The organism is Gilliamella sp. CG22, from assembly GCF_046635725.1.
Lineage (GTDB): Bacteria > Pseudomonadota > Gammaproteobacteria > Enterobacterales > Orbaceae > Gilliamella > Gilliamella apicola_I.
This window is the reverse complement of the sequence record NZ_JBIDFK010000014.1, coordinates 1-13719: the sequence shown is the minus strand read 5'-3', so window position 1 is coordinate 13719 and position 13719 is coordinate 1. Positions and strand designations below refer to the sequence as shown.

Annotated in this window: 9 protein-coding genes; all 9 read left to right on the top strand. The window is 36.9% G+C overall.

Going from position 1 to position 13719, the window contains the following annotated elements; all coding sequences use genetic code 11:
* Positions 1 to 116: 116 nt before the first annotated feature.
* The 9 genes from plsB to ACGH46_RS10280 all read left to right on the top strand — a co-directional run bounded on the left by plsB (position 117) and on the right by ACGH46_RS10280 (position 12973).
* Complete coding sequence (gene plsB / locus ACGH46_RS10320; RefSeq protein WP_267349568.1) at positions 117 to 2534, top strand: glycerol-3-phosphate 1-O-acyltransferase PlsB; 2418 nt, start codon at positions 117 to 119, stop codon at positions 2532 to 2534.
* 373 nt (positions 2535 to 2907) lie between these two features.
* Entirely contained in the window at positions 2908 to 5976 is a 3069-nt protein-coding gene (gene fdnG / locus ACGH46_RS10315; protein WP_411605552.1) for a formate dehydrogenase-N subunit alpha, read from the top strand.
* Between the two features lie 15 nt (positions 5977 to 5991).
* A complete protein-coding gene (gene fdxH / locus ACGH46_RS10310; RefSeq protein ID WP_294825775.1) occupies positions 5992 to 6966 on the top strand; it encodes a formate dehydrogenase subunit beta in 975 nt (324 codons plus the stop codon).
* Positions 6959 to 7657, top strand: coding sequence for a formate dehydrogenase subunit gamma (locus ACGH46_RS10305; protein ID WP_267349565.1), 699 nt, complete (start codon positions 6959 to 6961; stop codon positions 7655 to 7657). Before fdxH ends, ACGH46_RS10305 begins: the two co-directional genes overlap by 8 nt.
* Before the next feature lie 103 nt (positions 7658 to 7760).
* Positions 7761 to 8669, top strand: a complete 909-nt coding sequence (gene fdhE, locus ACGH46_RS10300; RefSeq protein WP_411605549.1) for a formate dehydrogenase accessory protein FdhE — start codon at positions 7761 to 7763, stop codon at positions 8667 to 8669.
* Positions 8670 to 8948: 279 nt separating this feature from the next.
* A complete protein-coding gene (locus tag ACGH46_RS10295; protein WP_267349561.1) occupies positions 8949 to 9908 on the top strand; it encodes an ABC transporter substrate-binding protein in 960 nt (319 codons plus the stop codon).
* A gap of 290 nt (positions 9909 to 10198) precedes the next feature.
* Positions 10199 to 11173, top strand: coding sequence for an ABC transporter substrate-binding protein (locus ACGH46_RS10290; RefSeq protein ID WP_411605547.1), 975 nt, complete (start codon positions 10199 to 10201; stop codon positions 11171 to 11173).
* Between the two features lie 59 nt (positions 11174 to 11232).
* Positions 11233 to 12186 (top strand): ABC transporter permease, encoded by a 954-nt coding sequence (locus ACGH46_RS10285; RefSeq protein ID WP_267360713.1) that lies wholly within the window; start codon positions 11233 to 11235, stop codon positions 12184 to 12186.
* Positions 12179 to 12973 carry an ABC transporter ATP-binding protein gene (locus tag ACGH46_RS10280; protein ID WP_411590877.1) on the top strand — a complete coding sequence of 265 codons (795 nt, stop codon included), beginning with the start codon at positions 12179 to 12181 and terminating at the stop codon, positions 12971 to 12973. Before ACGH46_RS10285 ends, ACGH46_RS10280 begins: the two co-directional genes overlap by 8 nt.
* The last annotated feature ends 746 nt before the right edge of the window (positions 12974 to 13719 follow it).

Here is a 13719-nt window from a genome sequence, read left to right as displayed (position 1 = left end):
TAAACAATAAGAGAGATTCACTATTATGATTTAAATACTAATTTCTGTATTAGCTTGATTAAGTATATTTCATTATTTAAGCCTATAATTAGCGAAATACGATGAGGTTTATTTTTATGTTTTCGTGGTGGACTAAAGTTTCTTTTTCACTAATCCAAATCCCAATTAAATTATTTGTTAAAAGTAAACCTATACCAGCAGATCCGGTTTCTGAATTAGGTCTTGATACTAATAAACCCATATTATATGTTTTGCCCTATAATTCTAAGATTGATCTTATGGTTGTTCGTTCTTTATGTTCCAAGTTCGGCTTACCTGATCCGCTAGAAGGCATCGATATTAATGGTAATATGGTTCCTTCATATATTTTTATTGATAAAGGCCCGGGTATTTTTGCCTCTAATCAACAAAAAACAAAAGCAATTGACATTTTAAGAGAATATATTTCTGCTCATCAAGAAAATCCCGAGTTGGATATTCAAATGTTACCGGTTTCGGTGATGTTCGGACGCAGTCCAGATAAAGAAGGCAAAAAAAGCCCTTCTCTACAAGTGCTGGGAGCAACTTATAAATTATATAAAATCATTGTTTCAGGTCGAGATTGCTATACCCGTTTTTCAAGAACCGTGTCATTAAAAGATATTGAAATCAATAATCAACAAAATATTTCGGTCTTAGCCCATAAGCTTGCTCGTGTTGCACGTATTCATTTTACCAAACAAAGAATGGCTTCAGTGGGTCCTAAACTGCCTGTTCGGCAACAAATGCTGAATAAATTATTAACTAATCCTAGCCTTTCTGATGCAATTCAAGAAGAAGCCAAAAGCAAAAATATTAGTCTTGATAAAGCGAAAAAAAATGCACTGGCAATGTTAAACGAAATTGCCGCTAATTTTTCTTATCGAATGCTAAGAATTACCGATATTGTTTTAACTTGGGCATGGAACAGACTTTACCAAGGTTTAAAAGTAACCAATGCCGATCCAGTTCGAGAACTGGCGCAAAATGGACATGAAATTGTTTATGCACCGTGTCATCGCAGTCACATGGATTATCTTTTATTATCTTATGTTCTTTATCGACAAGGATTAGTACCACCTCATATTGCTGCTGGTATCAACTTGAACTTCTGGCCTGCTGGTCCGATTTTTAGACGACTAGGTGCCTTCTTTATTCGTCGTTCGTTTAGAGGAAATAAACTCTATACTTCTGTTTTCCGTGAATATTTAGCTGAGTTATTTATTCGAGGCTATGCTGTTGAATATTTTATCGAAGGTGGGCGTTCACGTACCGGTAGATTGCTCGATCCGAAAACAGGCATGCTCATGATGACCATCCAAACGTTATTGCGTGGCGATGCAAGACCTATCACCGTTGTACCGGTTTATATTGGTTATGAACACGTTTTAGAAGTGGCGACTTATGCCAATGAATTACGCGGAGCAAAAAAAGAAAAAGAGAGTTTATGGCGTACGCTAAAAGCCTTTTTAAAATTAAAAAAATTAGGTTTTGGCTATGTTAATTTTGGTCAACCTATCCCACTGAACCAATTTTTAAATCAACAAATACCAGAATGGCGTGATGCAATTGAACCAACTGGCACCGCTCGCCCAAATTGGTTGACACCCACTACCAATGTGCTGGCAAAACAGATCATGGAGCGTATCAATGCCTCAGCAGCTATTAACGCCATGAATTTATGTTGCTCTATCTTATTAGCTGCGGATCAACGGGCATTAACTAAAGTTAAACTTATAGAACATATTAATTATCTTCTTACATTATTAAAAAATATTCCTTATTCTGATTTGATAACGATTCCCGCTCAAAGCGCAGATGAACTATTTGAACATGCTAAACAAATGGGTAAATTTGTTATCACAACCGATGAGGCTGGCGAAATTGTCGGTTTAACCACTGAACAAGCGGTTTTAATGACTTATTATCGTAATAATATTCAACATTTGCTGATCATTCCTGCAATCGTTGCCAGAATTCTTGTGAAGAATAATCGCATCTCCTCAGAAGCGGTTTTAGAACAGGTAAAATTGCTTTTCCCATTAATTAAATCTGAACTGTTTTTATATCATAATGAAGCGCAGTTAGTTGAATATGTAAACCAAATTATCGCCACCTATTGTGACTTAAATTTAATTAGTTGTACGTCAGATAAATTAGTGCTCAATTATGCAAAAATGTCGGGGTTACAATTAATTGCTTCGTCATCAAAAGATACCTTACAACGTTATGCGATTGCTTTTTCGCTTTTGCAAAAAGACCCTTCAATTAGTCGAGCTAATTTAGAAAAAGAAGGTCGATTAATTGCGGAAAGATTATCGGTATTACATGGAATCAATGCGCCAGAATTTTTTGATAAAGGGGTCTTTTCAACACTGGTTGCATCACTACGAGAACAAGGTTATCTGGACGATCAAGATAGTGCCAGTTTTCAAAAAATTGAAAACATGAATAATATCTTAAAACCTCTCATTACTCATCGAGTCTTGCAAACAATTGAGGAAATTAATCCTTAATCACGAGTTGGTATCGATAGAGTTTGCCCTTTTATCAGTGGCAAGCTCTATCAATATTGTTGGATATAGCAAAATCCACAATGCCAATCGATTCACCTGATAGCTCATATATTGATAATAATTTTAAGTTTTGTTAGGATGAGCTTTACGCAATTATTGCAAAGTGCTGTTAACAATTTTAGATAAAATTTAATAAAAATTATCGGATCTTTTCTTCTGATTTTTTGATCAAAGTCAAATTTTAACCATTGATATCTGTTTTTTCCTTTATTTCCAATTAATAAACGATTATTATGAATTATTATCCAATAGGGATATTAGTACCTACCAATATTATAAATTAAAATGTAATGTCAGCTTTTAAGGAGTTCATATGCTATTTAACCGTAGACAGTTCTTTAAGATCTGCGCTGGTGGCATGGCAGGAACAACAGTTGCCACGCTTGGACTTGCTCCCAATGTGGCGCTCGCACAAACTCGCCAATTCAAATTATTAAAATCGAAAGAAACCCGCAATAACTGTACCTACTGTTCGGTTGGCTGTGGAATGTTACTTTATAGTCGAGGAGATGGAGCTAAGAATGCCGAATCTTCTATTTTTCATGTAGAAGGCGATCCTGATCATCCAGTTAGTCGTGGCTCACTCTGCCCAAAAGGTGCTGGGGTGCTAGACTATATCAAAAGTGAACAACGTGTTAAATATCCCGAATATCGTGCTCCTGGCTCTGATCAATGGCAACGTATCAGTTGGGATGAAGCGATTGATCGTATTGCTCGATTGATGAAAGAAGACCGAGATAAAAACTTTATCGAAAAAAATGAACAAGGTACAACCGTGAATCGCTGGACATCAACCGGTTGGTTGGTTACTTCAGCTGCGAGTAATGAAACGGGTTGGCTAGCGTTCAAAATAGCTCGCTCATTAGGTATGCTAAGTCTTGAAACTCAAGCAAGGGTTTGTCATGGTCCGTCGGTATCAAGTCTTGCAGCAACGTATGGGCGTGGTGCGATGACAAATAACTGGAATGACATTAAAAATGCCAATGTCGTCATCGTTATGGGTGGAAATGCCGCCGAAGCTCATCCGGTTGGTTTTAAGTGGGCGATAGAAGCTAAAATCACAAATGGCGCTGAACTTATCGCTATTGATCCTCGTTTTCACCGCACGGCTTCGGTTGCCGATAAATATGTTCCGATTCGTGCCGGTTCGGATATTGCCTTCTTACTAGGTATTATTAATTATCTCATTACCCATAACGAGGTTAATTTTGAATATTTAGTCACACACAGTAACGCTAGCTTAATTGTGAGTGATGACTTTAATTTTGATGAAAATAGTGGTCTATTTAGTGGCTATAATGCTGATAATCACCAATATGATCAAGCCAGTTGGACATATCAAAAAGATGAAAAGGGTTATGCGCTTCGAGATAAAACACTCACGCATCCACGCTGTGTTTGGAATCTGTTAAAACAACATGTAAGTCGATATACACCAGAAATGGTAAACAAAGTTACCGGAAGCCCGATAGACGGATTTTTACATGTTTGTCGATCTCTTGCCAGTACGAAAACCAATGACCGAGCAGCAACATTTTTATATGCCTTAGGTTGGACACAACATACTTATGGTACCCAAATTATTCGTACTGCTGCCATGATTCAACTTATTTTAGGTAATGTGGGTGTCATGGGTGGGGGAATTAATGCCTTACGTGGACACTCAAATATTCAAGGTTTAACCGATGTCGGACTTTTATCCAATCGTTTACCTGCATATTTGGATTTACCTAAAGACTCGCAAGTTTCGCTTGAACAGTATCTGGATGAAAAAACCCCTAAACCGTTAGGCGCCAATGAGGTGAACTTCTGGGGTAACTATCCCAAATTCTTTATCAGTTTTATGAAGGCGATGTATGGTGATAAAGCGACTAAAGACAATCAATGGGGATTTGATTGGTTACCTAAATGGGATAAAACTTACGATATCTTACGCTTTAGTAAAATGATGCGTGATGGTCAAGCCAATGGTTTTATTTGTCAAGGATTCAACCCACTTGCTGCCTTACCTGATAAAAATAGTATTCGTGAAGGTTTATCTAAACTCAAATTCTTGGTGAGCATTGACCCATTACCCACTGAAACAGCCGAATTTTGGAAAAACCATGGTGAGTCAAACGATGTCGATTCAAGCAAAATTCAAACCGAAGTCTTTCGATTACCGACTAACTGTTTCGCTGAAGAAAACGGTACGATTGTCAATTCATCACGTTTATTACAATGGCATTGGGCAGCAGCAAAGCCTCCTTATGAATCGCTATATGACCCCGAAATCATTTCACGTATCTTTCTAAGAATCAAAGAACTTTATGCTGAAGAAGGCGGTGCTTATCATGAACCAATTAATAATCTTTCTTGGGATTACCAAGATCCAGAAGGACCAGCAGCAGAAGAATTAGCCCAAGAGTGTAATGGTCGTGCTCTTGCTGACCTTACGGATACCAACGGTAATGTGATTCTGAAAAAAGGTCAATTATTAAGTGGTTTTTCTCAGCTTAAAGATGATGGTACCACCTCTTCAGGTATCTGGATATTCTGTGGTTCGTGGACTGAACAAGGTAATTTAATGGCAAGACGTGATCCAACAGATCCATCTGGTAAAGGTATCCATGCTGGTTGGGCATGGTCATGGCCAATGAATCGACGTGTACTCTATAATCGGGCATCGGCAGATGAACACGGCAATCCATGGGATCCAAACCGAGTATTGATAAAATGGAATGGTTCTCATTGGGATGGCAATGATGTTGCTGACTTTACCGCTACCTTGTCTCCAAGTTCTGGTGCTGGTGCCTTTATTATGAATAACGATGGTTTAGGTGGATTATTCTGTTTAAATCGTCTGGTTGATGGGCCTTTCCCTGAGCACTACGAACCATTTGAAACGCCAATTACCAATAATCCGTTGCATCCAGAACAAATCAATAATCCGGTTGCTCGAGCATTTAAAGAAGATTTAGCGCGTTTAGGTTCAGCAGATGAATTTCCTTATGTGGGAACAACATACAGTATTACAGAGCATTTCCACTTTTGGACACAACACGCAAGATTGGCCTCAATTACGCAACCAGAACAATTTATCGAACTAAGCGAAAATCTTGCCAATAAAAAAGGAATCAAATTAGGCGACACCGTTAAAGTGACTTCGTATCGAGGCTATATAAAAGCGAAAGCGGTAGTAACTAAACGCTTGCCTACGTTAACGGTAGACGGTAAAGAGATCGAAACCATTGGAATCCCAATTGTTTGGGGATTCACTGGACAAACTAAGAAAGGATTTTTGGTCAATGAATTAACTCCTCATTTAGGTGATGCAAATTCACAAACGCCAGAATATAAATCATTCTTAGTTAACATCGAAAAAGTTACCACCGTGGCATAGGCAGGAGGATTAATTATGTCATTACAAACTCAAGATATTATTCGTCGTTCTGCAACTAATGATTTAACGCCTGCGCCGCGAGCACGTGATTATCAACAGGAAGTGGCCAAATTAATTGATGTCACCACCTGTATTGGTTGTAAAGCATGCCAAGTCGCCTGTAGCGAATGGAATGACCTGCGAGCAGAAGTAGGCAATACGGTCGGTGTTTACGATAATCCTGCTGATTTGGAGCCTAAAGCATGGACGGTAATGCGCTATTCTGAAGTTGAAATTAACGGAAAATTTGAATGGCTAATTCGCAAAGATGGGTGTATGCACTGTTCTGAGCCTGGCTGTTTAAAATCTTGCCCTTCTGAAGGTGCTATCATTCAATATGCTAACGGAATAGTCGATTTTCAGTCGGAACATTGTATTGGTTGTGGCTATTGTGTAGCAGGTTGTCCGTTTAACATTCCTCGTATCAGTAACGAAGATAATCGAGCCTATAAATGTACCTTATGTGTTGATCGTGTTTCGGTTGGACAAGAGCCGGCTTGCGTTAAAACCTGCCCGACTGGTGCTATTCATTTCGGGACTAAACAAGATATGATTCGACATGCTGAGCACCGAATAGCCGATTTAAAAAAACGGGGGTTTGAACATGCAGGGCTTTATAATCCTCAAGCGGTCAATGGAACACATGTTATGTATGTATTACATCACGCTGATCAACCCGATCTGTATCACGGTTTGCCAGATGAACCCCATATCAGTGAACTGGTTAGATTCTGGAAAGGCCCTTGGAAACCACTTTCAGCTGCCGCCTTTATTGCTACTTTTGGTGGATTACTTTTCCATTACATGGGCGTCGGTGCAATTGAAGTAGACGAAGAAGATATCGAACAGGAAAAACAAGCGGATAAACAAGCAAGAAAACGATTAGGATTACCTATTTTTGGTCGTAAAAATAGTGCCGACATACCACAAAAGGAGGAACATCATGAATAAAAAAGGAATGATTCTTAGAACACCACTTATTGTACGTTTTTGCCATTGGTGTATGGTGTGTCTTTTCATCTTAACGGCATTATCTGGTTTATCGTTATTTTTTCCGTCCATTAAACTATTTGGGCTTTTTCTTGGAACCCCTCAACTGGTTAGAGCGTTACATCCCCTAATTGGATGCATCGTCTTTATACTGCTGATGTTCATGTTTGTAAAGCTTGCTCATCATAATATCCCTAATAAAAATGATCTGTTATGGATCAAGAATTTTAAACACGTCATCATGGGCAAAGAAGAAGGTATACCTATTGGCAAATATAATGTTGGTCAGAAATTTTTATTTTGGTGTATCATGAGTTTAATCACTGTGTTATTCGTAACCGGTATGATTATGTGGCGAAGATATGTTTCAGATTATTTTTCAATTGAAATTGTTCGTATTGCAATCTTTTTCCACTCGTTTGCAGCTATTTGCTTAATCTTACTCGCCATTGGTCATGCTTATATGGCTATCTGGGTTAAAGGTTCAATTAAAGGGATGATTACAGGGTATGTATCTCGAGCTTGGGCTCGAAAAAACCACTCTTCATGGTATGAAGAAGAAATGCAAAAAATCTATCAAAAGGAACTGGAAGCAGATAAACCTGTAGACATGAAGCAAACAACAAAAGTCGAACAAAAAACAGCTTTATAGTTGTTTCTAAAATATATCTATCTTATCCGCTGATACTTTTCAGCGGAATTATCTCAATCACGAAATCGATTATGGATAAAATAATCATGAATGGTAACCAATAATGAGTATAAAAATCATCCCACAAGTCCAGCTTGAAGAACAAAATATCAATTCCGTTATCAGACAAATTCCCTTACTTTTTTATCCTTCACCAACAACGCTCTATTTGCATCGAGCTAATAGGCTAAAAGAATTAGCAAAAAATAGTCCATTTAGTGATTATCTCTGTTTTTGTGCTCAATTAGCGCAAACGCAAGCAGACTTAGTTAGCCAAAAACCACTAAATAAAGAGCTTATCGAGCCATTAAATAATGATTTACCGCCACTGAGTATAGAAAACCTTTCATTACCCTACTCTTGGCAGGATTATTTAAAGGCGTTATTACAATCATCATCAAATTTAACCGATGAAATTTCAATCGTGATTGAACAACTGGATAAAAACAGTATTGAACAATTACAAAATAAAGCTTTGCATTTACTTAAAGGCGAATTCCACGCAGTTGATGGCAATGAAGCCGTATTTATTTGGTCTGCACTCTCTGTTTACTATAGCCAGCTAGCTAGCCAAATAAAAGGTAAAGCAGTATCCGAAAATAGTGATAAAAATTGGCTATGTCCCGTATGTAATAGCATGCCGGTTGCCAGCGTCATTCAACTGGGTGGTCATAATGGATTGCGTTATTTACATTGTAGTTTATGTGAGAGTGAATGGTATGTGCCAAGAGTAAAATGTACCAGCTGTGATAATATGAAAAATATTGAATATTTTTCGCTAGATAGTGAATTATCAGCGACTAAAACAGAATGTTGTGATGCTTGCCACAGCTATTTAAAAATCTTTGATCAGGATAAAGATCCGCATATTGAAGTTATTGCTGATGATATTGCCTCTTTAATACTTGATATCAAAACCGAAGAAGAAGGTTTTGCAAAAAGTGGTATCAATCCCTTTGTATTTGCACAATAAGAATTTAGCTTCGAATAAATTTAGAATTAACCTTGAATAGGTAACTGAACAATATTAGCAGCTATTTTTAGCTTTTTTTCATGAAAAGCAGGATAAAAAACCAATAATCTGATTATTATATTCTTAATTTGCTTGAAATTTTAGCGTATTTTTATATTAATCAGATAATGCCTCATCCTTTTAAAAAATAAGAATGACAAAAAAGTCCAATTACACCTTAACATTTTGGTTGAATCAGTTTAGAATAATACTATTGTACTAGTTTGCGAGTTTATTTTTATGAAACGCTTTTTTTTATTCAGTTGTTTGATGCTAATTACCCCTTTTATGTGTATAGCCAATACGGTAAAAAGTGTTGCCATAACTGCAATTGTTGAACATCCATCACTAGATCAAATCCGAGATGGTGTAAAAGATGAATTAACAAGCAGTGGTTATCTATTAAATGAAAATTTAACGGTTAAGTACAAAAGCGCCCAAGGCAGTAGCGCGACTGCAGCACAAATTGCCAGACAATTTATTGCCGATAAACCCGATGTTATCGTCGCTATTGCAACTCCAAGTGCACAAGCAACAGCCGCAGTAACTAAACAAATCCCACTCGTATTTGCAGGAATTACCGATCCCATTGCCGCAAAGCTAGTTAAAAATTGGGAACCAACCAATACCAATATTACGGGTGTATCTGATTTTCAAGAGATTGGGCCTCAAATCGACTTTATGAAAAAAATTGTCCCGAATGTAAAATCGGTAGGATACATCTACAGTCCAAGTGAAATCAATTCCACTGTGGTAATGAAAAATTTGAAAGCACAACTTGCAGAACAAAATATTTCATTGGTTGCAGTGCCCGCACAACGAACTGCGGATATTTCCACTGCGGCAAATTCGTTAAAAGGCAAAGTTGACTTGATTTATACGACAACCGATAACAATGTTGTATCTGCTTATGAATCATTAGTGAAATTTGCTAATGAAAACAAAATTCCTTTATTAGCATCTTTTCCTGATGCAATTGAAAGAGGCGCCGTTGCGGCTTATGGCATGAGTTATTATGATGTTGGTCGTCAATCAGGCAAACTTGTTGTTCGCATTTTGAATGGAGAAAAACCCGGCAGTATTGCGCCAGAAATTGGACAAGCATTACGACTGGTTATCAATATTGAAGCCGCGAAAAAACAAGGCGCAACATTATCGCCTGAAGTTATTCAGTCCGCTTATAAAGTCATTGGTGAATAACATAATCCCATTTATGCTTTGCTGAATCAATCAGCAGAGCATACCCCTATTATCAACAGAACTCGCTTACTCTCGAACGAATGATTATTTTCGTTTTTTTTATCTATAAAAGAAGCAAAATATACCCAATTTTTGTCGATTAAAAGTGCTTTACAATCACTAGTTATAACAGATTGTAATTAAAAATTTACAGCTAAATAAAGTGATATTCCTAGAAAATTATTTAAATATGATTTATAGTAAACACATATTTATCTAAGTTGTAAAAAAATTATTACAAAGGTACCTATATGCGTAATCATATTTGTAAACTTATTATGCTACTCTGTTTATCAACCCTTACTTTTTCATCGTTTGCTGATACAGCAAAGGAACAAAAGTATGTTGCTATTACAGCCATTGTTGAACATCCTGCATTAGATAATGTTCGAAGAGGGGTGGAAGATGAATTAAAAGATAATGGTTATATCAACGGTGAAAACTTAAAATTACAGTATGCCAGCGCTCAAGGCAGTAGTGCTAATGCTGTTCAAATCGCTAAACAATTTGCTGCTAATAAACCCGATGTGATTGTCGGAATTGCAACACCTAGCTCACAAGCTTTATTAGCGACGACTAAACGTATTCCAATCATTTTCACGGCTGTAACAGATCCCGTTGCCGCAAGATTAACCCCTAGTTGGGAAGCGTCAAAAACCAATGTAACCGGTGTTTCTGATGCACTACCGTTAGATGCGCAAATAGATATGATGTTAAAAATCAAACCAGATGCGAAAAACATTGGTTATGTCTATAGTCCTAGCGAAGTCAATTCAACTATTGTACTTAAACAATTACAATCAGCACTAGAAAAACGTGGTATGCAAATTATCGCAGCTCCTGCTCAACGTACTTCAGATATTTCTACAGCAGCAAGAAGTTTAAAAGGTAAAGTTGATCTGATTTATACCACTACCGATAACAATGTCGTTTCGGCTTACGAGTCTTTAGCAAAAGTCGCTAATGAAAGTAAAATACCTTTGTTAGCCTCCGATCCTGACTCAGCCGAACGCGGAGCCATCGCTGCCTTGGGAATGAGTTATTATGACTTAGGACGCCAAGCTGGTAAAATCGTTATCCGCATTCTTAATGGTGAAAAACCTGGCGATATTCCGCCACAAATAGGTAACATTACACAGTTAACAATCAATAAAAAAGCAGCTGAGCGACAAGGCGTCGTATTATCTGAAGATGTATTGAAATCAGCAACGAAGATTGTTGAATAGTTTTTTAATTTTATCACGATACCGCTAATATTAGCGGTTAATTTTAATAGGTTTTTTTCATGTCTTTTGAATTTTTAATAGGCTCGCTGGGAATTGGACTTATTTATGCCATTGTGAGCTTAGGTGTTTTTATATCTTTCCGTTTACTCGATTTTCCAGATCTAACAGCCGATGCCAGCTTCCCGTTAGGTGGCGCAGTATGTGGTTTATGTATTTATATTGGTATTGACCCTTGGATTGCCACACTTTTAGGTATGTTTGCGGGGTGTATCGCCGGTAGTTTGACTGGATTGCTTTATGTTAAGCTCAATATTTTGCAATTATTATCCAGTATTATTGTCATGATAGGTTTGTATTCAATCAATTTAAGGATATTAGGGCTTGGACGTTATATTACTCACGAAACAACTGAATATTCAGGATCACCGAATCTTGCGTTATTGGATGCGAAAACTATTTTTTCACCCTTTATTTCAGAAGACTACAGTAACCAATATATTGTTCAATCCGTTATGGTTTTTGGCTTTGTTGTTGTGGTTTGGTTATTGCTACATTTATTTTTAAACACCCAAATGGGATTGGCATTGAGAGCTACCGGTACAAACCAAAGAATGGCTAGATCTCAAGGTGTCCCAACGGGCAGCATCACCATTTTAGGTATGGCTATTTCCAATGGCTTAATCGCATTAGGTGGTTCATTATTTGTGCAAACCCAAGGCAGTGCTGATATTACCATCGGTGTGGGGACAATCGTTATTGGTCTTGCTTCTATTATCATTGGTGAAAGTATCTTCCCAACAAAACGTATATGGGCAATTATGCTGGCAGTTATTCTAGGTGCTATTCTTTATCGTTTATTCATAGCTGTTGCACTTAGTAATGAGTTTTTACACAAAATAGGCGTAGGCACGGAAGACTTAAATCTTATTACCGCAATATTGGTTGTACTTGCTCTTGTACTACCTAAGCAATTAAAAAAATACTCGAAAAAAAGAGGAAATAAACATGCTTAACGTTGAACAATTGCAATTAACTTTTAACCAAGGTACACCTATTGAAAATCACGTATTACGTGGCTTAAATTTAAATATAAAAGAAGGTGAGTTTGTTACGATTATTGGTAGTAATGGTGCGGGTAAAAGTTCGTTACTTAATATTATTAGCGGAGATTTACTTTGTGACTCAGGGCATGTCATCATCAATGGCAAAGATGTAACACGAGTTCCTGCCTGGAAAAGAGCAGGAATGGTTGCCAGAGTGTTTCAAGATCCGATGGTGGGAACCTGTGAAAATTTAACCATCGAAGAAAATCTTGCTATTGCTTATAATCGTGGACGTTGTTTTACATTACGCCCTGCACTTAATCGCAAAATTCAGTCCATATTTAAGGAAAAGCTTGCGACTTTAAATTTAGGTCTCGAAAATCGTTTATCCGATATGATGGGGTTACTTTCAGGAGGACAAAGACAAGCAATAAGTTTATTGATGTCGACCTTACAACCATCTAAAATTTTGTTACTCGATGAACACACCGCTGCACTTGATCCAAAAACAGCTCAATTCGTTCTAGATCTGACTAATGAAATAGTGGGCAAAAACCACTTAACGACCATGATGGTAACACATTCAATGAAACAAGCTCTAGAATACGGAAACAGGACCGTAATGCTTCATCAGGGACAAGTCGTACTTGATGTTTCTGGTGAACAACGTGATAAGATGACGGTAAATGACTTATTAGCTATGTTTGAAAAAACACGCGGTGAAAAAGTTACTGACGATGCCTTACTTTTAGGCTAATATTTACAAACAAGCAATATTCCTTAATAGGAGTATTGCTTTCTCTTTTTGTCTGTCCAATCAAACTCTCCAAACTTTAAGCTCTTTCAATTGCTCACATAATGTTATCAAAGCATAAGTTAATCAAAGATCACTTTTTCATATTAATGGATGACCAATAATAAAGTACCTTAGCTAACGCTTTTTTTAAATATTTAATCTACAGACATTAACTTCGATTCAATATCTTTCCAATAAAGAGCATAAATTTGACTCATTGTTATTATTGAGAGCACTTGGCTTGGCTATTCGCCAGTTAAGTGTTAACCATTTAATCTTTAATGGAATTTTATAATCAAAAATCTAGTCTAAATAACAGATATGTTATTAGCATCAAACAAGTTTATCACTCATTGGGCAGGTTAAATCTACAGATTAATATTTTTCATGCTATGAAAATTGAACTACGACATTACACTGATATAACAATAGATATTTAATGGAGTTTTGTAATCGACGACTTAATCTAGATAATAGACATGTTATTAACATCAAACAAACTTATTAATATTTGTAATAAGCATTAGGTAGATCCAATCTGCTGTTTGATATTATTCATGAGATACCGCTTTAAATGGTTTATTAAAAAGCGATTAATGAGCTCATCTCAAATCATATACCTCTCTGACTGTCAGTTTGATTGATTTTAATTTGTTATTCTGTAAATAGCAAAAAAGCCCAGCATCTCTGCTGGGCTCTCGCTCTTA